This is a genomic window from Bacillus sp. Bos-x628, from assembly GCF_040500475.1.
In the GTDB taxonomy this organism is placed as follows: domain Bacteria; phylum Bacillota; class Bacilli; order Bacillales; family Bacillaceae; genus Bacillus; species Bacillus maqinnsis.
Window position 1 is genome coordinate 1,604,057 of record NZ_CP159358.1, and the last position, 22,411, is coordinate 1,626,467.

Below are 22,411 nucleotides of genomic sequence, written 5' to 3' on the forward strand. Positions count from 1 at the left end.
TTACAGTTCAGGTTTTGTTTTATGATGATCCGTTGCTTGCTCATATGCATGAGCCACACGATAAACTGTTCCTTCATCAAAGTGCTTACCGATGATTTGTAGACCGAGCGGAAGACCATTCGCAAATCCACAAGGCACACTGATTCCTGGAACGCCTGCAAGGTTGACAGGGATCGTTAAAATGTCGTTTGCATACATGGTGAGAGGATCGCTTGTCTTTTCACCAATAGTAAATGCAGGGGTTGGTGTTGTTGGTCCAACAATGACATCATACTTTTCAAATACATCTTCAAAGTCTTTTTTGATCAATGTACGGACTTTTTGTGCTTTTTTATAATAAGCATCATAATATCCCGAGCTTAAGGCAAACGTTCCAAGCATGATTCGACGCTTGACTTCATCTCCGAATCCTTCAGAACGAGTATGTTTATATAAATCAATTAAATTATCTGCATTATCTGTACGGTAGCCATAGCGAATCCCATCAAAACGAGCAAGGTTCGCTGATGCTTCTGAAGAAGACAGCAAGTAATATGTCGCAAGTGCATATTTAGAATGTGGAAGAGATACTTCCTCCCATGTTGCACCAAGTCCTTCTAATACTTTGAGCGCTTGAAGAACAGATTCTCTTGCTTCTTCGCCAACACCTTCTCCAAGATATTCTTTCGGCACAGCAATCTTTAAGCCTTTTATGTCACCAGTTAATGAAGAAAGAAAATCTGGTACATCAACATTCGCACTTGTTGCGTCCATTTGATCTACGCCAGAAATCGCCTGAAGAACATATGCATTGTCCTCTACAGTCCGAGTAATCGGCCCTATTTGATCTAATGAAGATGCAAATGCGATTAAACCGTACCTTGATACACGACCATATGTCGGCTTAAGACCAACAACACCACAGAATGATGCCGGCTGACGGATCGAACCACCTGTGTCAGAGCCAAGTGACAACGGAACTTCACCTGCTGCAACAGCTGCTGCTGATCCACCGCTCGATCCCCCTGGAACTTTATTCAAATTCCATGGGTTTTTTGTTACTTGATAGCCGGAATTCTCTGTAGAAGAACCCATTGCAAATTCATCCATGTTTAATTTACCGATTGTGACAGCTTCCGCATCTTTTAAACGGTTCACAACGGTTGCATCATAAATAGGATCAAAGTTTTGCAAAATTTTACTTGATGCTGTTGTACGCAAATCCTTTGTCACAATGTTGTCTTTTACACCAATCGGCATACCGAACAACAGACCAAGCTCGTCCTTTTCACCAACTATCTCGTCTAATTCCTTTGCATACGCACGCGCTTTTTCTTCGTCCAGTGCAAGGAATGCTTGTACTTTCCCATCTACTTCATTAATTCGTTTATAAGACTCGTCCACTAAATCAGAAACAGACAATTCCTTTTTATGTAAAAGCTCTTTTAATTCAGATATTTTGTGATCAAACAGTGACATGTCTCGGGCCTCCTTTAGTCCAAAATAGATGGCACACGAATATAGCCGTCTTTATGATCAGGCGCATTTTTCATGACTGCCTCAATTGAAAGACTTTTATTCGGAACATCTTCTCTCATGACGTTTTTCATTTTTAGTACGTGTGTTGTTGGTTCAACGTTTTCCGTATCAACCTCGTTTAACTGCTCTGCAAATGAAATGATGCTGTCAAGCTGTTCTGTAAACATTTCAGCTTCTTCATCTGTAATCGCAAGTCTTGCTAAATGCGCCACGTGCTTTACTTCTTCTATTGAAATTCTTGACATACAGGTTCACCTCCAAAATTGATGCGTGTTGATGGTCATGATTATAAGTCATATACACTTTATCATATCAAATTTTACTGTTCTAAAGCAACTCTACTAAGGCAGTACAGCTCACTTCGCTTCATACGTTTTTGACATAAAGAATCATCCGAAATATCCCTTTTTATTTTCAGAAAATTTTTACTTTTATGCATTTTTGTAAGCGATTACAATTTGATTCTTATCACTAATTCTTGCATTTTTTATTGAAAATCAAGAAGGTGAAGAAGGTTGATCACTTGGGAATACTCTGATAGGTTAAGTAACCATAGCAGTGAGCAGAAATCGGATGTTCTGTTCACCGCTTTTGTATCTTCCGAATGAGGTGATGTCACATTAATACGAAAAAGGTGATATGGAAACATGAGTATTGAAATTGGAATTTCTTTATCTATTTATTTTATTGGGATGCTTGTCATTGGCTGGTATGCTTTTAGAAAAATTAATGACTTGAATGATTACATGTTAGGTGGACGCAGTTTAGGTCCTTATGTCACGGCTTTATCTGCCGGCGCATCTGATATGAGTGGTTGGATGCTAATGGGACTTCCAGGGGCAATGTATACAACTGGACTTTCATCTGGATGGCTTGCTGTTGGGTTAATTAGTGGAGCTTACTTAAACTATTTATTCTTAGCTCCTCGCTTACGCTCATATACAGAGGTTGCTGATGATGCGATTACCATTCCTGATTTTTTTGATAAACGGTTTAAAGATTCGTCTCCTTTATTGAAAGCTGTATCAGCTGTCATTATTATGATTTTCTTTACGCTCTACACCTCATCAGGTATGGTATCAGGCGGACGTTTATTTGAATCAGCGTTTGGTGCTCATTATATGTTTGGTTTAATCTTAACTTCTAGTATTGTGATACTATACACATTATTCGGCGGCTTTTTGGCAGTTAGTTTAACTGATTTTGTTCAAGGAGCCATTATGTTTTTAGCATTAGTGCTCGTGCCGATCGTTGCCTTTACTCAGTTAGGTGGCCCAATTGCCACATATCAAGATATTCAACAAATTGATCCAAAATTACTTGATCTATTTAGAGGAACGAGCGTCATTGGCATTATTTCCTTTTTAGCATGGGGACTTGGTTACTTTGGACAGCCGCACATCATTGTCCGATTTATGGCTATTACGACAATAAAGGATTTGAAACCTGCACGGCATATTGGGATGAGCTGGATGATTGTTTCGATCATTGGTTCACTTTCTGTTGGATTAGTTGGTGTCGCTTATGTACATGAAACTAGTACAACATTAGCCGATCCTGAAACGATCTTTATTGTTTTTTCAAAAGTGCTATTCCACCCATACATGACTGGATTTTTACTTTCTGCTATTTTAGCTGCGATTATGAGTTCAATCTCTTCTCAGCTACTTGTAACAGCAAGTGCACTGACAGAGGATTTATACCGAACATTCTTTAGAAAAAATGCTTCTGATAAAGAACTTGTTATGATTGGACGCATATCGGTATTGGTCGTTGCCATCATTGCGCTTTGTCTTTCACTCAATCCAAGTGATACCATTCTCGATCTCGTTGGTTATGCTTGGGCAGGATTTGGTTCTTCCTTCGGTCCAGTCATCTTATTATGTTTATACTGGAAACGAATGAATCATCATGGCGCCTTAGCAGGTATGATTGTTGGAGCAGTTGTGGTCTTAACTTGGATCTCAACAGGCTTAAATCATACAACAGGCTTATACGAAATGGTTCCTGGGTTTATTTTAAGCGGGATAACCGCTATCGTTGTCAGCTTACTGACAAATAAGCCATCTATCGCTTCTAAAAAGCTCTTTCACAAGATGGAAGACCATCTTGTGAAAGAAAGAAAATAACAACTTTTTAAGAGTCATCTGTGCGATGCAGATGACTTATTTTCAATTTGATATAAAAAGCTTTTCTTTCTTCCGATTCTGAATAAAATAGAAATTGTGCAGCCATATGGACTATGGGAAAATCATATACATGTTGTGAAACGTACATGAAATGAAAGGAGCGATACGCATGTCTTGGACAATTGAATGGGATACTGTCTTAAAATTAGCCGTGGCTACCTTCATTGGTCTCATTATCGGTCTTGAACGTGAGCTTAAGAAAAAACCGCTCGGCTTAAAAACGTGTATTGTCATTGCTGTCAGCTCCTGCTTATTAACCATCATCAGCATTGATGCAGCCTACAATTTCCCTAAAGTTTCTAAGCTACAAATGGACCCGCTCAGGTTACCGGCGCAAATCATATCTGGTGTTGGTTTTATTGGAGCAGGTGTGATTCTTCGTAAAAGCAATGATGTGATCTCAGGTCTGACGACTTCCGCCATGATTTGGGGGGCGGCAGGTCTTGGTGTTGCAACAGGTGCAGGTTTTTATAAAGAATCCTTCCTTGGTCTTTTCTTTATTCTTATCAGTGTAGAATTCTTACCATGGCTCTTCCAAAAGTTCGGTCCAATCCGCTTACAGGAAAAGGAAATCCGCATCAGATTATCTCTTTCTGACAGAAACCGAATGACGGAGATTTTAAAAGAAATGAAGGCACTTCATATCCGCATTCATTCTGTTCGCATTGATGATTTAACGGAAAAAGATTACCCTATCATGGAAGTGCGTGTTCGTGTGCACAAGGATCGTTATACAACAGATGTCTATTTTGATATTAAAGATTTAGAAGGCGTTGTTGGAGTGAAGTGTGATACGGTGTAATACAAAGAAAATCCCTGGCTAGCAGATGTCAGCCAGGGATTTTTTCAATGTGTCAACTGCATAAAATCAAAAGGTGTAATCGGTGTTTGTTGCTCAATTTCCTCTCGAAAACGTGTCAACATGGCTTTTTGATCGGAATCAATCGTTTCCAGATCGAATGCTTGGTGCAAAAGCCCGTAAATAAGCATATGGCGCAGCCTAAGAAAGTCAGGTATCGTCTTTAGCCATACGTCATCCAACTCATTTTCCTTTCGATAGCCTTTCAGAAAATGCCCCATAAATTCAGCAGTGAATGCTGCCTTATCATCATATGGTATAACAGGGTACCATAGAACATTATATAGCAATATACTAATATCGTTGATAAACCAGTTGTATCCAATATCATCAAAATCAAAGGTCGTGATTTTCCCTTGATCCCAGTGGAAGTTTCCATGATGAAGATCAGCATGAACCAACCCATAGCTATCCTGATCTTTCGGAAGCTTTGCTAGTTTTTCCATTAACTGATCCGCTTGTTCAAACACAAGAGTCTGATCCGCTGGAACGTATTTTCGTAACTTTAGCTGCTCTTCTTCATCCCACTCTTGTCTTTTGTAACGAGGGTCAGATAGTTGATAGCTCTTTGTAAGCTGGTGCATGCGGCCTATATATTTCCCAAGTGCATAAAATAACTTATCATTCCAATCTACCTCTTCGACTTTTCTGCCAGGGGCTTTCTCATACACTCGGAGTAAAAATGCACCTCCTGCTTGATCAGACACCATTTCAACATCTCTCCCTCTAATAGAAGAGATTGGTTTAGCTACAGCAAGTCCACGACGAGATAAATATCGAATCCAATCCATTTCTCCTAAGATATATGTGAGTGAACGTCGAATCGTATGGGTGATTTTTAAAATATAAGTCTCCCCATTTTTCGCCTTATATTCATATACATAGTTTTCTGCATCTGCTAAAAATGTGATTTGTTCTGGCTGAAAGTCATATAATTGAGCCGCTTTCTGCAAGACAATATGTTCATCAAATCGCTCTTTTACTTCTTTATGCATGCTGATTCTCCTTTTTCCTCTTTTAATGAAAATTCATTGACAATTGTTTTATCAGCATTTATTCGAGCATCAACATACCAGCCTTTCATGTTAGTGTCATCACTTATTTTGACAAAAGAATGAGAATACCTTTTTTCAACAAACAAAAATCGCCAATCGGTGAGCTTGAATCATCATAGAGGAAATTTTAGTTGATGTGGGGAAATACTTAGAGCGAAAAGGCTTGCTTGAGCATTCATTGAAATACTATAAAAGAGCCTTGTTAACTAGCCAATATGTAGGAAAAGGAGTGAATTAGTTATACTATATACAACAAATGAAGAATAGTGATGATCTTCCTCAATTAAAGGAAGGTAGTCCATTCAGTGATCTACTCTATAAAATGAGTCCCAAATATAAATTGTTCTTAAATCGTCAAAAACAAATCAAAAAAGAAGCAGATATGGAATTAGGTTTTGATTCAGAGAATTTTTTGAAAAATATATATAGGATTGATAAAATTGATAAATTACGTGCTAGGCGGATGTATTTGTATTTTCTTTTCCTATTTAATAGGAGTAAAAAAACTTTTAAGTCTAATCATTGGATATAATGAATTCACTTTCTTAGGAGATAAAAAAAGTGATCCAAAAGAATCAGTTTATTGCTTTTGATCATTGGCATATTGACTTTATTCATGCCATTCATGCTAATGATGTTTGGCAGTGTCATAAAGGGTATCTATGTTTTCATCGTGATTGTGATTATTTTTATCGCTAGTGCATTGGTCATTATCCCTTATTTTCAAATGAAATAAATTTGTAAGCAAAAAGTGTTTGATCTTCAACTCATTCTCAACATGTATTCTCTAAACTTATCTCCTTTTCCAGAGATTAAAAAGATAGAGGTTTGATTTGATGAGTGGACTACTTTTTCTTTATGTTGTTAATAGTTATTTTATTAGTTGTAATTCTTCTTAAACGAATGATTTTAGGGAAAAGAATAGGTGTTCACTATACTCCCTTCGACAATATAACCGGCAACACAAGTAATGAATTTCATGTAGAGCAAAATGAAGAAGAAAATGAAGACGGTCAGGCAATGATAAGGATAAAAATGATTAAAAAATTCTAGCTGGCAAATATTTAATTGTGATGAATTGTTTGAACGTTTTCTACAAAGAAAAAAGTTTAATTAAAGGATAATGTTTTTGTGTAGTACGTTAAGACAACAAAGCTGAGTTGTCAATTGATTTCTAGAGTTTCTTTTTTGAAGGAAGCTACTTGATCATAAATAAGGAAAAACCTGATCTTTATCTATTTGAAGACGGTTTAGATATAGGACGCTTGATGTAGACTTTGGAACTTTTCTTCAGAAATATATTGATTCTGAAGGTGATGCGTTTTGGGAGTAACAGAAACTAGAGGAGTTTCCATTTTTATGGACACTTTTTTTATAGTTCAGATATGCACGGAAAGGACCCTTATTTTCTGAGAAACACCGTATGATAGAGACAAACAACACGAACGAAATATTTTGCCCAGAAAAAACTCACGTGCTGATCATTCAATACAATAAGGTGTGTCTTGATTCATGTCCGCTTTTATTGTGTTTTTTGTATCTTTTTTCCTATTTAATGCCAATCTTTGCATTGGTAAAATTGACCTTGTTCAGAATAGGAGGGAGTGACTTCTTCTGGGGAAAATACTTGATGCAACAGCACTAACAAACGCTATGGAAGAAAGAGCGAAGCACTATCAGGAACTTCGGGAAGAAATGATAGATTTGAAACAAGCATTACAAGGTGTGGCTAATTTAGGTGATGAGTTCACAGGTAAAGGGGCAGATAACATCAAAGCCTTTTATGCTGATCTTGCACTTTATGCCAATACCTATCTTGATTTTATTGACATGCAAAAGGCTTTTTTAGATGGAGTGAAAGGAAAGCTTGATGATGCATCTTTAGGAGGCTATACGTTTATTGACGAGCACTTTCTCGAATCTCAAGTGAAACAAGGCATTCAAAACAATCAAGATATGGTGGAAGAACAAAAGGAAGCTCTTGCAAATATTTTTGATGACATTCGTGATCTGATTGAGTTAGATGTATTTTCTAGCAAAGAAGTAAACGAACACTTAGATGATGCGAATATAAAACGACAAGAAACGATTGATGCCTTACATAAAATAGACCATGAACTCAAAACGGAATACGCAAAATCAGAAGCGATCGAGCAACATCTTACATCATTTTATACCAAAATGATGGCAGCCACCGGTAAAGGGAAACACGCACAGCCCATGTATTATGATGCAAAAGCGTTTCATGAGACAGAAGTGTACAAAAATCATGATAAAATAGATGCACAGGTGAAAGCGTATTTAAAGGTGAAAAAAGAAGAAGCAGAGAAACGAAGAATCAAAGAGTTCATGGCAAAACTTGATGATCCATCATGCATATCAGTAGATCAATATTTTGAGATAGTAGATGCGATTGGATATGAACATCTCTCTTACGATCAAAAAATGTACTACAGTCACCTTCTTCAAATGAAAGCACAAGAAGAAGCGTCAGATGTATTGATTGATGGCATAAAAGGAGCAGCAGTTGGTCTTTATGATGTGGCAAAAGATACAGTGATCGGTATGTACGATCTTGTCACTGACCCTGACGGAGCTGTAGAATCTGTTGTCACCGCTGTTTCTCACCCAATTGAAACGTCAAAAGTCATTGGAAAAGCCATTTCTGATTCATTTCAAAAAGAGGTTATTGAAGGTGATGCCTACTCAAGAGCACATTGGTTTGCCTATGCCACTGGCTCTCTAGCAGAAATCGTATTTGGCTCAAAAGGTGCAGGAGCCATCACGAAAACAGGAACATCTGCAGCTAAAACAACGATTAAAAAAGGACTTGAACAAGGAGCAAAATCAATAGATACTGTCTCCATTCCGAATTTATTGCCGTACTCACCAAAGTTTCAAATAGCTGGCGGCGGAAAACTGCCATATAACGTGTTTGATGGAGAAAACATTAAAAATAAGCTTCTTTCCATGGCAAAACGTTTAGACAACAATCCAGGATACGGGATCTCTAAGACAGGCAGACGATTACCAGCACCAAAAACACCGCCGACAGTCGTTAAATATGGAGAACATTTCGTCAGATGGAAACGAAAGAAAGTGTTAAAACCAAATATCATTTATACAACAAAACAAGGCTACACCTACACAACAGATCACTATGGCCGCATTGTCAAAGTCGAAGCAAGTGATTTACAATACGGAGAGATCAAAAGAAACCAATATGCCCAATCAAACACAGGGAAACCAGATCGATTACTAGATGATGACGGAGGACATTTGATTGCGTCTATTTTCAAAGGGTCTGGGGATATTGATAATCTTGTGCCGATGAATGGAAATCTAAACAAAGGTGAATGGAAAAAACTTGAGAATACTTGGGCAAATGCACTTAAAAATGGTGATGAAGTAAAGGTAAAGGTGAATCTCAACTACAAGGCTGATTCACATCGCCCAGAAAGCTTTAATATTAAGTATAAAATCGGTGATGATGAATGGGAAATCAGACGATTTGATAATGTGCCTGGAGGGAAAAACAATGAATGAGGAAAAACTTGAAATACTATATAAGCAGATAGTTGAGGTTGTAGTAGGTACAATTCCCGATGAATGGTCAAAGGTTTATTTATACGGCGAGGTTGTAGAAGGTTCTCAGACTGCTTACTTTTATTATTATCCTGAAGATAATGATGATAAACCGATATATAGTCATGAAATAACCGAATTGTTTACAGTTAGCGAACTTGAATACACAGAAAAATGGCATCGATTAGTTGATTTTATTCAAGAACTTTGGAGAGAGTTTAAAGATAATGGTCAAGAATCTTGGACAAATTTCACTATGATATTTGATAAGATAGGAAATTTTAATATTGATTTTAACTATGAAGACCTTTCAGAGACAAACCCTCATGAAAGGAAAACCATTTGGAAATATGAGCATCTTGGTATTATGCCTAAAAGCAATTCTGGGAAAAAATATTTAGAAAAATATCTCTCCAGACTTGATTAGTTTCTAAAAGTAAAAGAGAAGAAGTAGAGAAACGAAGAATCAAAGAGTTAATGGCAAAACTTGATGCTCCATCATGCATATCAGTAGATCAATTAATATTAAAGCTTTTAAAAGGAAGAATATGTTAAAAATGGTTTAGGAGCTTGGACAACAGCTACTCTCCAGTCGGAGCAGTAGGGGAAATTTTCTATTGAGTATGGATATGAAGATATTTACTCTATTGGATTAAATGGAGTGCAAAGAAAAGCGGTATGGAAATATGAAACGTTCGAAATTCTCCCTGACGACGAGGAAGTTAAAGAAGCTGTGTTGAATTATTTAAAAAAGAAAAAAAGCAACTAACACATTACCCTCCAAATGAAAAAATGAAAAGGAGGGTTTTTGCTTTCCAAAATTTATATTGAACAAAGGTTCTGTATTCCACCACCAAAGAACGTACATTCTATTTGAAGCTAAATGTAAACACTTAAGAATAAACAACCTTTTGTTTTTTACTAAACAACTATATTCTCGAATGAAAAAATGATAAGGTGGCTGATGGTGTTTATTTCCATTCATTTATTCCATATATGTGTTCCTATACCTTTAAATTTCTCGACAGTTTGACCGCTAAAAGGGCTTTGCGGTCGGAAATTTTTAATGCAGGGTCTGCCATGAATCTACACAAGCTAGCAAACTGGACATGGAAAGAACCATGTCCAGTTTCAGACAACTTATATAGTTTATCAAAACAAGTGGAAACCCCACTTTCACTTCAAGTAAAGGTGGGGTTTGTCTGCACGCTTGCAATTGCCTTGTGCGGTTTTTTTGTTAGTCATATATATGCACAGTTGGTTCTTTGTCTTCAGCATTTTTTGTAATAAGTGCTTCTTGCTGATCTGAAGATGTGATGTTGATCTCTACATTTGTACTCTTATAGTAGTCCATGACTTCACCCGTTAAATATTGTGTGAATGCCACGACTTCTGTTTTTCCGTAGAACTGCATCGGAATATCAATTGTCATTTTTTGAAGGTTTCCGTTTTTATAGAAGCCTTTGCCAACCACTCCCGTGTAGTTTGGGAAGTAATCTTCTACCTTTGTTTTGAAGCGGTCAAATCGTTCTGAATCATCTTTGTAATTGCTTTTGGCATTATCAGAAGGGAAAAAGACGTTCTCCTCTTTGAGGATATCCCAGTTGCCAATATCAGATGAGCCTGCTTTCACATCTGCCTTAGCAATAAAGTTACCTGGAACGATCGACGATTTTGGCGCTTGTTTGTAGAGTGCAATCATTACAGGCACTTTTTGCAAACCGTCCATTTGACGAATTCGTTTGATCACTTGGGCAGCAATTTTTTCACCTTCTGCCAAGAGCTTTTTCGAATCTTTAGATGAATCGATTGTGACTTCTTGCTGAGGATCACCGACATTTTCGCGATAGTAATAAACGGAGTTAAGTGCAAGACCAATAACAACTCCACCAAGCTGTAAACTATTTTTGTCTTTTCGAATAAGGTAATTATGTTCTAGCATAGAAGCTAAGTATATTGGACTATTTTCATTTTTGGACTTTGTTGAACCTGAGTTTGGAAGAGCAGGATTTAAGCCAAGGTTCTTAAAGTTTTTATCTTCTTTTTCCGCCTTTTTCAAATCACTGCCTGTTTTTTTACGTGCCAGCCAGCTCAGAACTGTATCTTCATCCAAATGCTGTCCTTCTTGGAACAGATAGTCGTTTGTATTAAACGATTCTGTTGCTAGGCGCATGAGACCTGTTTCAAATTCATCAATATCCAAGCGTGTGTTGAGATGCTCTGCTGTTAAACCTCTTGCAGCTCCTTGTTTAAACGGCAGCACCATTTTGTAGTAAGAGTCAGAGATATTGTACATAGGGATGATCGCTGTTTCCTTCGTTTCATCCGTCTTTTGTGTAACCTCTTCTTCATCTTTTCCCCCAAAAGGTGCACACGCTGACAACACCAGTGTAAGCATTGTCAGCAGCACTAACAACTTTTTCAATAGAAAACACTCCTCTTATTTCTTTAGCTCCTCGAGCATTCTAGCTTCGTCCCATATTTCAATATTGAGTTCTTCTGCCTTTGTCAGCTTACTTCCAGCAGCTTCTCCAGCTATCACTAAATCAGTTTTTTTACTCACACTTCCTGCTAATTTACCACCTAATGCTTCGATAGCAGCTTTTGCATCGTTTCGAGACATCTGCTCTAATTTTCCAGTGAGAACAATCGTTTTCCCTGCAAAGTAGGAATCAATTTCCTCTGCTTTAACCGGCTTAGGCCCTGTGTAGGTCATATTGACCCCAAGCTCTTTCAGTTCATTCAGCAAGTCCAGAATTTCTTCTTTTTGAAAGTAGGTGACAACAGCATCTGCCATTTTTTCACCGATTTCATCTACTTCGAGTAACTGTTCTTTTGTCGCTTGCTTCAATTGATCAATGTCTTCAAAATGCATCGCCAATGTTTTGGCAGCTTTAGATCCAATGAATCGAATGCCTAAGCCAAATAATAAGCGCTCAAGGGAGTTTTTCTTCGATTGTTCAATAGAGCGTAATAAATTATCCGTTGATTTCTCACCCATTCGTTCAAGGTGGATGAGCTGTTCTTTTGTTAATCGATATAGGTCTGACACACGAGACACGAGTTGCTCTTTAAAAAGCTGTGTAATGACTCGTTCGCCAAGACCATCAATGTTCATTGCTTGACGAGAGACAAAGTGAATGAGTCCTTCACGTATTTGTGCTGGACATTCTGGATTAATACAGCGCAATGCCACTTCGCCTTCGATTCGCACAAGCTCACTTTGACATTCTGGACACTCGGCCGGCATATGAAACGGCTTTTCTTCACCTGTACGCTGATCTATAAGCACACCTGCCACCTCTGGAATAATATCGCCAGCCTTCTTCACGATGACTTGATCATATAAGCGTATATCCTTTTCTTTAATCAAATCTTCATTGTGAAGAGACGCTCGCTGCACAGTGGTACCTGCTACCTTCACCGGCTCTAGTATCGCCGTCGGAGTGACCACACCTGTACGACCAACGCTTAATTCAATATCGAGCAGCTTTGTAATGACTTCTTCTGCTGGAAATTTGTAAGCGACAGCCCAACGAGGACTTTTTGCTGTAAAACCCAGCTCTTCCTGCTGAGCTAATGAATTCACTTTGATGACAATCCCATCAATTTCATATGGAAAGTCTGCTCGCTTTGTTTTGATTGTTTCGATGAGCTCGATCACTTCTTCAATCGTTTGGCACATCCGTCTTTCTTTGTTCGTTTTAAACCCAAGCTCATCGAGGAGATCAAGTCCTTCGCTTTGCGTTTCCACACCGATTTCATCAAGCTCCGCTATACTGTAGACGAAAATATCAAGATTTCGTTTCGCTGCAATTTTCGTATCGAGCTGACGAAGTGACCCCGCAGCCGCATTACGCGGGTTCGCAAACGGTTCTTCACCGTTCTGTATTCTTTTTTCGTTTAATGCTTCAAAAGAGTGCTTCGGCATAAACGCCTCGCCTCTTACTTCAATTGAAAGAGGACGATTGATTTTCAACGGGATGGAACGAATGGTTTTTAAGTTTTCCGTAATATCTTCACCTATTGTCCCATCTCCACGCGTGGCACCTTGGACAAAAATCCCGTTTTCATAACGGAGAGAAACAGCGAGTCCGTCAATTTTCAGTTCGACATTGTATGCTAGATTGTCACCAACTGCTTGACGAACACGACGGTCAAAATCAAGGAGATCCTGTTCATTAAAAGCATTTCCAAGACTAAGCATCGGTGTACCGTGACGTACTTTTTGGAAGGCATCTAAAACAGCCCCCCCTACTCTTTGTGAGGGGGAATCAGGTGATTTTAAATCTGGATGTTCCTCCTCTAGAGAGATCAGCTCACGCATCCGCGCATCATATTCAGCGTCAGGAACACTTGGACGATCAAGTGTATGATATTCATAGTTGTATTGATTCAACATCTGGTGCAGTTCCTCGATTCGGCGTTTTGCTGCTTCTTTATCCATCTGCTTCTTCCTTTCAATTCATCCGTTTTGTCAATCCAAAGGTTATTGTTTCTCGATTGGCGCAAATGCAGCAAGGAGTCTTTTAATGCCTGTAGGGCTTGGGAAAGCAATATCAAGCTCCGTGCTATCTCCGCTTCCTTTCACACTCACAACGGTTCCAACGCCCCATTTTTTATGTGCGGCTTTATCGCCCACAGCCCATCGAATACTGCCAGCTCCTGTATGTTGAATGGTTTGGGTCTGCATTCGTGAGACGGGTCCACGTCTTTGAGGTCGCTCTCTTGTTTGACCAAACGGTGTGTTGACTTCTTTGTTCTCATTTAGGTTGTCCAATAATTCAGCAGGTATTTCTCCAATGAATCTTGATTCAAGATTCATGTTCGTCCGACCAAATAAAGTCCTCATTTTTGCACTAGATAAATAAAGCTCTTCTTCTGCTCGAGTGATCCCTACATAGGCAAGACGTCGTTCTTCTTCCATCTCTGCATCTTCCATTAATGAACGGCTGTGCGGGAAGACACCTTCCTCCATCCCCATTAAGAAGACAACAGGGAATTCAAGACCTTTCGCTGCGTGAAGGGTCATCAAAATGACCGCATCCTGCTCTTCTACCTCGTTTTCGTCTAATTTGTCAATATCGGCGACTAATGCGAGTTCTGATAGGAAGGTCACAAGAGATTTATCTTCATTCTGTTCTTCAAAGTTTTTTGTCACAGACAGGAACTCGTCAATATTTTCCAGACGACTTTGCGCTTCAATTGTTTTTTCCACCTTTAGCGCTTCACGATAGCCTGTTTTTTCTAATATTTCTTCTGTTAATTCTGTTACAGATAAATACTCTTGCATATTTGTCATTTGATCAATGAGCTGTTTGAACTCATCGAGAGCGTTGGCTGCTCTTGCACTCAGCCCGATGAAATCCACCTGCCTGAGCGCCTCAAACATTGAAAGGTCGTTCATTTCAGCGTAAGCAGCAATTTTATCAACAGATGTTGCACCAATCCCGCGCTTTGGCACGTTGACAATTCGCGCGAAACTAATATCATCGTCTGGGTTCGCGACAAGTCTTAAGTATGCGAGAATGTCTTTAATCTCTTTTCTGTCATAGAACTTCGTGCCGCCGACGATGTTGTATTGAATGTTTGCCTTCATTAATGTTTCCTCAATGACACGAGACTGGGCATTGGTTCGATAGAGAATAGCAACATCAGATAATTTACGCTTGCCGCTTTGATGAAGCTGACGAATCTTTCCAGCGACAAATTGTCCTTCATCAAACTCATTTTCCGCTCGGTAATAAGCGATCTTAGCCCCTTCCTCATTTTCAGTCCAAAGATTTTTTGGTTTACGGTTCGCATTGTTTTGTATCACCGAATTGGCTGCATGCAGGATTCGTTTTGTTGATCTATAATTTTGCTCAAGCAGGATGACTTCACAGGACGGATAGTCTTTTTCAAAAGAAAGAATGTTGGTAATATCCGCTCCACGCCAACGGTAAATCGATTGATCCGAATCACCGACCACACAAATGTTTTGAAAACGCTGGGCAAGCAACTTCACAAGCATGTACTGTGCTCTGTTAGTATCTTGATACTCATCTACATGAATGTATTGAAATTTGCGTTGGTAATGCTCTAATACTTCCGGGATGCGTTCAAACAGCCTGATTGTCATCATAATCAAATCATCAAAATCAAGCGATTGGTTTTTGAGTAATCGCTTTTGATAATCTGTATAAACGTCGCTTACCACTTGTTCATAGAAATCGCCGGCTGTTTTTGCATATTTCTCTGTATCAATTAATTCATTTTTCGCACTGCTGATTGACCCTAAAATACTGCGCGGGTCATACTTTTTAGGATCGATATTTCGTTCTTTTAAAATGTTCTTGATCACTGAGAGCTGATCAGATGTATCCAAAATGGAGAAATTGCGATTCACACCAATTCGGTCAATATCTCTCCTTAAAATTCGAACACACATGCTATGAAAGGTAGAGATCCAAATTTCATCTGCTCCAGGTCCTAAAATGGCTTGCACTCGATCACGCATTTCACGTGCCGCTTTATTTGTAAATGTAATCGCTAAAATATTCCATGGTGCTATATGCTTTTCTGCCATTAAGTACGCGATTCGATGTGTGAGCACCCGTGTTTTACCACTTCCTGCTCCTGCCATTAGTAATAGTGGACCGTCGGTTGCTTTGACCGCTTCTTTCTGCGCCTGATTCAGCCCTTCTAATAGCTGATTCGATATATCATTCATTCCATTCACCGCCATTTCGAACTTATGTTCTATTTTAAACCGTTTCATCTTGTTTGACTATGACTACTTTTTGACTGCATCCACTGTTTTTAAAGCTTCTTTAAAATCTTCATAAATGACATTTCCGACGACTATAACGTCTGCATGTTGTTTAAATTCTTCTGCCTGTTGAGCTGTCTGAATACCGCCGCCATAAAAAAGAACTGTTTCCTCAAGAACCGCTTTTGTTTCTTTGACAACTTCTATGTCTCCGAGCGTCCCGCTGTATTCTAGATAAAAAATGGGCAGTTTCATCAAATGTTCTGCTACTCTGGCATAGGCGCGCACGTCATCAATGTCTAGAGTGGTATTTGCGTCTGTGAGCTTGGCCGCCTTACAATCTTCGTTTAAGATCACATATCCTTCTGGCACAATTTCTTCCATTGACATCAAATCACCGTATTCCTTCATGGCATCCTTATGAAGCCCAACAATCCAATCCGGATGAGAGCTATTTAACACGGCCGGGATGAAATAAAGATCAAAGCCCGGCACAATCATCTCATGTGCCGAGATTTCAAGCACACATGGCACAAGAAACCTTCGAACCTTTGACATCAGGTGCAGGACGTTGTCCTCTGTCACATTGTCACTGCCGCCGATCAGGATGGCATCCGTACCAGATTCGCAAATTGCTTCTAACTGTTCATCTGTGATTTCTTTATTTGGATCGAGTTTAAAGACATGCTTCCACTCGGTAACATCATACATGAAAAACGTTCCTCCATTCATTTCATTCCATTTAAATATTATAACAAAATCAGTGACCGCAAAAAACGGCGAACCCGCTTCATCTAAAAGTTTCATTCTTTTGAAAACAGTTTGTCGTTAAACGGAGATAAGTCAGTGGGGAGTATTGCTGAAAAAAAGCCGTGATCATAGTGAAGGAGACGGATATCTTTTGTGGGAATGAAATGTCCGAAGTGAATGTAAATAACAAGTCTATCTGTTCATGATTACCGATAATTCAGAAACTAAATGTAAAAGGTGAAAGAAGAAGGAAGTTTCATTCAGATGAAGGAGATTCATCACATCAAAAAGACAGAACCACGAGATTGTTCTGCCATTTTATCACTTTATCTTTTTTAGATTTGATACTGTCAAATACAGAAGGCAAAAAGCCGTTTTGTTCTGTTCAAATCGGCTTTTTTTAGGCTATTGTCTTACTTTGTTAAAATATTGGACAGATGTCATAGCTCCTTCATCGACCATCTTATTATCTTGAATATCAAGTGGATCAGGATGACCGGCTTTTTCAGGGACCTTTTGATTTGACCGAAATACGCTTGCCCATTTTTTAAGATGCTGCTTATTTTTCACCGCTAATAACACAGCACTTCCAACCCCTATTCCTGCAAGTACATACGCATTTAATGGACGTATATTCATGTGTTTTCCCTCCCCATTGATTCTTGTTTGTATGTTACCCCGCCTACTCATTTCTAAACGTCACAGTATGCGTTAGCCGACATGTGGTTTCTTTTTGTAAGAAAAGAGGTATAACAACAACAATGAAAGAGAAAAGAGGAGATAACATGACCACAACTGTGATTGTCATTGTCGCAATGTTGACCATTTGTTTGATCGTACCACTCATCCTATTCACATGGATTTGGGTGAGAGATGAAAAGCAGGAAGAGCATTCTGTCTTACGAAATTATCCTGTCATTGGCAAACTGCGATTCATTTTTGAAAAGATAGGACCTGAACTTCGCCAATATCTATTTCTCAACGATCGGGAGGAGCTTCCTTTTTCGAGAAAAGAGTATGAGCAAGCAGTGATGTCCGGTAAATACAACAGCCGGACGATGGGATTTGGGTCAAAGCGTGATTTTGACAAGCCTGGATATTATATTCGCAACGTTCTCTTTCCAAAACAGCGAGATGAACTACGGATTGATCAATCAGAAAAAATTCACACAAAAGTGTATCAGATCGATCAAGACAATTTACTGCGAAGAAGCGAACATTTTAAAGAAGTCAAAGCAAACCCATATTACTTACATGAAGAAGACGTTCAAATCATTGGAGAACACACTTGTAAGAAACCTTTTTATGTAAAGGGTCTCATTGGTCAATCGGCCATGAGCTATGGTTCTTTAGGCGATCGGGCAATTACGGCTCTATCATCTGGCTTAAAGATGGCTGGCGGAACATGGATGAATACAGGCGAAGGTGGTCTTTCTCCTTATCATCTAAAAGGCGGTGCTGATATTATTTGTCAGATCGGTCCTGGTCTATTTGGTGTGAGAACAGAGGATGGCGCATTTTCTTTCGAAGAGTTCAGGAAAAAAAGTGAGTACGAGGAAGTTAAAGCCTTTGAACTAAAGCTTGCCCAAGGAGCCAAAACACGAGGCGGTCACATTGACGGAGAGAAAGTCACCGAGGAGATTGCGAGTATTCGCAAATTGCCGCCTCACCAATCCATTGACAGCCCGAACCGCTTTCAGCTTTTTGGATCTATTCCTGAGATGTTTAATTTCATTGAACAACTTCGAGCCATTGGCGAAAAGCCAGTCGGGATTAAACTTGTTGTTGGTCATAAAGAAGAAATTGAGGAGCTTGCGGCCTATATAAAAAAGAGCGGGAAACACCTTGATTTCATCACCATAGATGGAGGGGAAGGCGGTACGGGAGCATCTTTTCATGAGTTAGCGGATTCCGCAGGGCTGCCCATCTTCACCGCACTTCCAATGGTTCATCAAATTCTGAAAGAGTATGGTGTAAGAGATCAAGTTAAGCTATTTGCATCAGGCAAGCTCCTCTCACCTGACAAAATTGCCATTGCCCTTTCCATGGGAGCTGACTTTGTGAATATCGCAAGAGGACTTATGTTTTCAGTTGGTTGTATTCGGGCGCAAGTATGTCATACGAATAAATGTCCAGTAGGGGTTGCCACAACTGATCCAAAGCTGCAAAGAGCTTTGTCGATTGAAGAAAAGAAATATCGAGTATGCAATTATATCCTATCCCTTAGAGAAGGTTTATTTAACTTATCGGCAGCTAGTGGTATTGAATCACCTATCCATTTTAACGAAAAACATATTATTTTTAGACAAGAGAATGGCCAAACAACTGAAGTGCCTACGTTCTCAAGCACACATCATTCTGTCTAGCTACAAAAAGATGCGCTACCGTACTTTTAGATTGTAGAGAAACTCATGTTTTTCTACAATCTTTTTTATTCTTAAAGTATGTATTAGGAGTGTGGCAACAGAAATTGAGCTGATCAGAACATTGCAAATTACATTCAGAGTTGAGAGTGTTGGCTACATCCACAGAGTAATACTGTCCAAATTAATTTTACATAATAAGAAATGATTAGGATGGTGATAAAAAAATAAAGCTGCCGAGATTTTCCCGACAGACTGAGCTGTTACCGAACTTTTTTGCAAAAAAACTGCAAACAACTCCGTTTTCTTGAAAAGGATTGTTTACAGCTAGAGCGGTGTTATTTGGTTTCTTCTTTTGCTTGTTGTTCGGCTATGCGGTCCAGTGCCATAATATATGCATCATTTCCGTAGTTCAAGCAGCGTTTCACACGTGAGATGGTAGCAGTACTCGCACCTGTTTCCGTTTCAATTTTATGATACGTATTTCCCTCACGAAGCATTCGAGCTACTTCAAGACGCTGTGATAAAGATTGGATTTCATTGATTGTACACAAATCATCAAAGAATCGATAGCACTCTTCCAGGTCTTTAAGGGATAAAATGGATTTGAATAACTGATCTAAGCTTTTGCCCCTTAATTTATCAATTTGCATCTTTATACATCTTCTCCTTTACTATTGGCACACCGCTTAAACAACAGACTCCATGCCTTTTCTCTATTTAGAGGAAGCGGTATCTTTCCTGACTAATTTTTCAACCTCCGCAATGAGCTTTGAACAAATCATGACAGTTTGGGTTCTGCACTGAAAATGCCGTCAGGTTCTTTCGTAAGCCGAAGCTTCTTTATCGTAAACAAATTCGACAAGTTTTGTCATATTCCTTGTACGACAATCTGACAAACTTGTTTGCTTCCGATATAAAAATGCTTCTGCTATTGTTCGATCTGCCCTATGAATGAGCTACGGTATGTGTTGAAAGTTTGGCGAGACAACTAACATGCATCCCGCCATGCTTTGATGTTCATTTCAAATATTTTATCGGTCAGCATAACCGACAAATCCATTTTACATTAGGGCACTTCTCTCGTCATGTCAAAACCCTCTGCTTTGTCTACATGTAACGAAGTGTATGACTTGCTGATTTTCTGCCCTATAACAGCAGGAGAAAATCGGGCAAAGATGATACAGCTTCCACTCTGTTATATTTTAACGCATTATAGACGGAAAGAGTACAGTTTTTTTCATGACATCAAATATTCCTCTTGGTGTCACTCGAATATAAGGCAAATGCGTACTTTGGAAAAAGACAAGTGTATCAATCGGACAGTCAAATGGATACCCGCGTTCAATGAGAAGATCCCGCAATTTTTGTTCCTGCGCTAGCACGGTCTCAAACGGTTCAGCTGATGCACAGCCGGATAATTGTAACGGTATTTCGTGCAATATCTTTCCGTTCTCTGTAAGGACAATCCCTCCACCGATTTCTTTCATTCGTTTATGGGCGAGGATCATATCTTCTTTATTCTTCCCGATGACTAAAATATCGCCAGTCGTCGAAAATGAGCTGACAAAGCCCTGCACCTTATGCGCAAAACCTTTTAGCATCGTATTCACACGCCACTCACCTTTTCTGTCAATCAAACTAAAAAAACTTTGATCATGATCACATGACAGTTGGTTCACAGAGTTATCAATCTCCACTGTATACGGCTCCATAATGACGGCATTTCTCATTTTCACACCAAGCGGCATAGAGAATTGCAGGTCGCTCATGGTCAGATCATAGCCTAAATCTAGTGGAATAAGCCCGCCTTTTCCCCACTTTGTTTCTTGAAATTGATGCTGATTCGCACCTTCTAATTTCAGAATGACCCCTTTGGATATAACCGTTTCAGGATTTGGATTCAATAGCTCGTCTAAAATATTCAAAGAAGCCAACCTACCGGGTCCGACTACCCCTAATAAGTCATCAATTTGATAATATTTCGCAATGTTAAATGTCGCCATATTGTAGGCATCGATGATGGGCACGCCTTCTTCAAGCGCTATCGAAATCAATCGATTAATCATACCTTCCTCATAAAAGTGAGGTGCGGCTCCATCTGTTGTATAAAAAAAGTGGTCATACTGCCTAAAATCACGTTCATGCAGCTCTCTTAAAATCGGCGCTAAATCTGGACGAATAGAGGAATGACGCAGTGAAACATAATAGCCAAGAGACAAGCGTTTTAACACATCATCTGCATTCATCGCTTCATGATCACTGTCGGCTCCAAACAGTTTCATTTTTGTTAGCGTTTTCTCAGAAGCGCCTGGGAAATGACCTTCAATTCGTTTTCGCTGTTTCTTCGTTTCTTGCATGCAATATAAAATGAGATCATCACCGTCCATCAACCTTGGCCAGCTTGTTAATTCTCCGCCTTGAAGAACGTCAGGATGATCAATCCATTCTTTTCGATAGTTAATTGGCAACATTTCATCTTCATATCTCACTTCTGTTTGGAGATCATATCTGGACCACCAGAAGTATTGAAATGGGTGCTTTTTTAATTCACACAAAGTGGAAAGCGCTTTCTTTTCATTGCTCTGCAAAAGAAGAAATAAGTTATCACTGACCATTGTTGTTGTGCCAAATTGAGACACATATTCTGCAAGAGATTGGGGATTATAAATATGGAACGGATGCGCATGAGGTTCAATATAACCTGGCACAATGTATTTCCCAGCACAATCAATCACACGTTTAGTTGATTTATTTTGAGGAAGCTCTGCTCCGACATAAACAATTCGATCATCATGTATCCAAATATTTGCTTTCACCCATTGCTTGAGAAACGGGTTCAGCACGAGTCCATTTGTTAAAAGGAGTGTTGGATCTAATTTTGAATCGACTACATCGATTTGTGTACGGATGTCATTGTTTCTCCAATTAAAAGTACGTTCGGACATTCACATACTCTCCTTCATTTGTATTAGACTTATCGTAACATAATGAACCACATGACGCATTAATGAAACGTTACAATTTTTTGAAATCACACTTAAAATAATTTGAAAAGGAGATTGATATTTAATGAAACCTAATCTCAGTTTAATGGAAGCTCTCATCAGAATTGCCTGTGGAATGACGGTATGTACTGTGGCTGGGTCGTTATTTTCAAGGAAACCATGGTGTAAAACGCTCCTTCTTGGCGTGTTTCTTGGCGGCATGAAGACGGCATCTGGCATTCTTCGTTTTTGTCCTGTGACTTACATGTGCGAGCAGCAGAGCACACATAAAGAGAAGGCTGAGTAAGACAGCCTTCTGTAACCGATTCTATCCATCCGATGGTATCGGTTTTT

Annotated in this window: 18 protein-coding genes; 8 read left to right on the forward strand and 10 right to left on the reverse strand. The window is 39.1% G+C overall.

Annotated elements, in window-relative coordinates; translation table 11 throughout:
* Both gatA and gatC read right to left on the reverse strand, forming a co-directional pair.
* A complete protein-coding gene (gene gatA / locus ABVJ71_RS08470) occupies positions 1-1,458 on the reverse strand; it encodes an Asp-tRNA(Asn)/Glu-tRNA(Gln) amidotransferase subunit GatA (RefSeq protein ID WP_353856477.1) in 1,458 nt (485 codons plus the stop codon).
* Between the two features lie 14 nt (positions 1,459-1,472).
* Entirely contained in the window at positions 1,473-1,763 is a 291-nt protein-coding gene (gatC, locus tag ABVJ71_RS08475) for an Asp-tRNA(Asn)/Glu-tRNA(Gln) amidotransferase subunit GatC (protein WP_353856478.1), read from the reverse strand.
* Positions 1,764-2,165: 402 nt separating this feature from the next.
* Between gatC and putP the strand changes: the two genes are divergently transcribed.
* Both putP and ABVJ71_RS08485 read left to right on the forward strand, forming a co-directional pair.
* Positions 2,166-3,647, forward strand: a complete 1,482-nt coding sequence (gene putP / locus ABVJ71_RS08480; RefSeq protein ID WP_353856479.1) for a sodium/proline symporter PutP — start codon at positions 2,166-2,168, stop codon at positions 3,645-3,647.
* A 163-nt stretch (positions 3,648-3,810) separates the two neighbouring features.
* The gene (locus ABVJ71_RS08485; protein WP_353856613.1) at positions 3,811-4,509 is read left to right on the forward strand and encodes an MgtC/SapB family protein; all 699 of its coding nucleotides are present in this window, start codon (positions 3,811-3,813) and stop codon (positions 4,507-4,509) included.
* A gap of 44 nt (positions 4,510-4,553) precedes the next feature.
* Here the strand turns inward: ABVJ71_RS08485 and ABVJ71_RS08490 are convergent, their stop codons facing one another.
* Positions 4,554-5,561, reverse strand: a complete 1,008-nt coding sequence (locus tag ABVJ71_RS08490) for a phosphotransferase (protein ID WP_353856480.1) — start codon at positions 5,559-5,561, stop codon at positions 4,554-4,556.
* Positions 5,562-6,479: 918 nt separating this feature from the next.
* On the opposite strand from ABVJ71_RS08490, the gene ABVJ71_RS08495 reads away from it, so the two are divergent.
* From ABVJ71_RS08495 to ABVJ71_RS08510, 4 genes are all read left to right on the forward strand, one after another.
* The gene (locus ABVJ71_RS08495) at positions 6,480-6,674 is read left to right on the forward strand and encodes a DUF3951 domain-containing protein (protein ID WP_353856481.1); all 195 of its coding nucleotides are present in this window, start codon (positions 6,480-6,482) and stop codon (positions 6,672-6,674) included.
* Positions 6,675-7,235: 561 nt separating this feature from the next.
* Positions 7,236-9,167, forward strand: coding sequence for a T7SS effector LXG polymorphic toxin (locus ABVJ71_RS08500; RefSeq protein ID WP_353856614.1), 1,932 nt, complete (start codon positions 7,236-7,238; stop codon positions 9,165-9,167).
* Positions 9,160-9,633, forward strand: coding sequence for an antitoxin YezG family protein (locus tag ABVJ71_RS08505; RefSeq protein WP_353853653.1), 474 nt, complete (start codon positions 9,160-9,162; stop codon positions 9,631-9,633). The genes ABVJ71_RS08500 and ABVJ71_RS08505 overlap by 8 nt, the downstream gene beginning before the upstream one ends.
* A gap of 234 nt (positions 9,634-9,867) precedes the next feature.
* Complete coding sequence (locus tag ABVJ71_RS08510) at positions 9,868-9,975, forward strand: hypothetical protein (RefSeq protein ID WP_353853654.1); 108 nt, start codon at positions 9,868-9,870, stop codon at positions 9,973-9,975.
* A gap of 468 nt (positions 9,976-10,443) precedes the next feature.
* Here ABVJ71_RS08510 and ABVJ71_RS08515 read toward each other — a convergent pair whose 3' ends face one another.
* From ABVJ71_RS08515 to ABVJ71_RS08535, 5 genes are all read right to left on the reverse strand, one after another.
* The gene (locus ABVJ71_RS08515; protein WP_353856615.1) at positions 10,444-11,604 is read right to left on the reverse strand and encodes a CamS family sex pheromone protein; all 1,161 of its coding nucleotides are present in this window, start codon (positions 11,602-11,604) and stop codon (positions 10,444-10,446) included.
* 42 nt (positions 11,605-11,646) lie between these two features.
* Positions 11,647-13,653, reverse strand: coding sequence for an NAD-dependent DNA ligase LigA (gene ligA / locus ABVJ71_RS08520; RefSeq protein WP_353853655.1), 2,007 nt, complete (start codon positions 13,651-13,653; stop codon positions 11,647-11,649).
* A 42-nt stretch (positions 13,654-13,695) separates the two neighbouring features.
* Positions 13,696-15,918: a DNA helicase PcrA gene (gene pcrA / locus ABVJ71_RS08525; RefSeq protein ID WP_353856616.1), complete on the reverse strand. Its 2,223-nt coding sequence runs from the start codon at positions 15,916-15,918 to the stop codon at positions 13,696-13,698.
* 63 nt (positions 15,919-15,981) lie between these two features.
* On the reverse strand, positions 15,982-16,668 hold the full coding sequence (locus ABVJ71_RS08530) for a heptaprenylglyceryl phosphate synthase (RefSeq protein WP_353856617.1): 687 nt from the start codon (positions 16,666-16,668) through the stop codon (positions 15,982-15,984).
* 444 nt (positions 16,669-17,112) lie between these two features.
* Entirely contained in the window at positions 17,113-17,346 is a 234-nt protein-coding gene (locus ABVJ71_RS08535; protein ID WP_353853656.1) for a hypothetical protein, read from the reverse strand.
* 146 nt (positions 17,347-17,492) lie between these two features.
* Between ABVJ71_RS08535 and ABVJ71_RS08540 the strand changes: the two genes are divergently transcribed.
* Complete coding sequence (locus tag ABVJ71_RS08540; protein WP_353853657.1) at positions 17,493-19,073, forward strand: FMN-binding glutamate synthase family protein; 1,581 nt, start codon at positions 17,493-17,495, stop codon at positions 19,071-19,073.
* Between the two features lie 335 nt (positions 19,074-19,408).
* Here the strand turns inward: ABVJ71_RS08540 and ABVJ71_RS08545 are convergent, their stop codons facing one another.
* Both ABVJ71_RS08545 and ABVJ71_RS08550 read right to left on the reverse strand, forming a co-directional pair.
* Entirely contained in the window at positions 19,409-19,723 is a 315-nt protein-coding gene (locus tag ABVJ71_RS08545; RefSeq protein ID WP_353853658.1) for a YerC/YecD family TrpR-related protein, read from the reverse strand.
* Between the two features lie 552 nt (positions 19,724-20,275).
* Positions 20,276-22,018: an adenine deaminase C-terminal domain-containing protein gene (locus ABVJ71_RS08550; protein WP_353853659.1), complete on the reverse strand. Its 1,743-nt coding sequence runs from the start codon at positions 22,016-22,018 to the stop codon at positions 20,276-20,278.
* Positions 22,019-22,142: 124 nt separating this feature from the next.
* Between ABVJ71_RS08550 and ABVJ71_RS08555 the strand changes: the two genes are divergently transcribed.
* Complete coding sequence (locus tag ABVJ71_RS08555; protein WP_353853660.1) at positions 22,143-22,364, forward strand: DUF2892 domain-containing protein; 222 nt, start codon at positions 22,143-22,145, stop codon at positions 22,362-22,364.
* Positions 22,365-22,411 lie beyond the last annotated feature (47 nt).

Coding starts and splice junctions, on each gene's coding strand:
- gatA (WP_353856477.1), bottom strand. CDS start 1,458: ATGTCACTGTTTGATCACAAAATATCTGAATTAAAAGAGCTTTTACAT.
- gatC (WP_353856478.1), bottom strand. CDS start 1,763: ATGTCAAGAATTTCAATAGAAGAAGTAAAGCACGTGGCGCATTTAGCA.
- putP (WP_353856479.1), top strand. CDS start 2,166: ATGAGTATTGAAATTGGAATTTCTTTATCTATTTATTTTATTGGGATG.
- ABVJ71_RS08490 (WP_353856480.1), bottom strand. CDS start 5,561: ATGCATAAAGAAGTAAAAGAGCGATTTGATGAACATATTGTCTTGCAG.
- ABVJ71_RS08495 (WP_353856481.1), top strand. CDS start 6,480: ATGTTGTTAATAGTTATTTTATTAGTTGTAATTCTTCTTAAACGAATG.
- ABVJ71_RS08505 (WP_353853653.1), top strand. CDS start 9,160: ATGAATGAGGAAAAACTTGAAATACTATATAAGCAGATAGTTGAGGTT.
- ABVJ71_RS08515 (WP_353856615.1), bottom strand. CDS start 11,604: ATGCTTACACTGGTGTTGTCAGCGTGTGCACCTTTTGGGGGAAAAGAT.
- ligA (WP_353853655.1), bottom strand. CDS start 13,653: ATGGATAAAGAAGCAGCAAAACGCCGAATCGAGGAACTGCACCAGATG.
- pcrA (WP_353856616.1), bottom strand. CDS start 15,918: ATGAATGATATATCGAATCAGCTATTAGAAGGGCTGAATCAGGCGCAG.
- ABVJ71_RS08530 (WP_353856617.1), bottom strand. CDS start 16,668: ATGTATGATGTTACCGAGTGGAAGCATGTCTTTAAACTCGATCCAAAT.
- ABVJ71_RS08535 (WP_353853656.1), bottom strand. CDS start 17,346: ATGAATATACGTCCATTAAATGCGTATGTACTTGCAGGAATAGGGGTT.
- ABVJ71_RS08540 (WP_353853657.1), top strand. CDS start 17,493: ATGACCACAACTGTGATTGTCATTGTCGCAATGTTGACCATTTGTTTG.
- ABVJ71_RS08545 (WP_353853658.1), bottom strand. CDS start 19,723: ATGCAAATTGATAAATTAAGGGGCAAAAGCTTAGATCAGTTATTCAAA.
- ABVJ71_RS08550 (WP_353853659.1), bottom strand. CDS start 22,018: ATGTCCGAACGTACTTTTAATTGGAGAAACAATGACATCCGTACACAA.
- ABVJ71_RS08555 (WP_353853660.1), top strand. CDS start 22,143: ATGAAACCTAATCTCAGTTTAATGGAAGCTCTCATCAGAATTGCCTGT.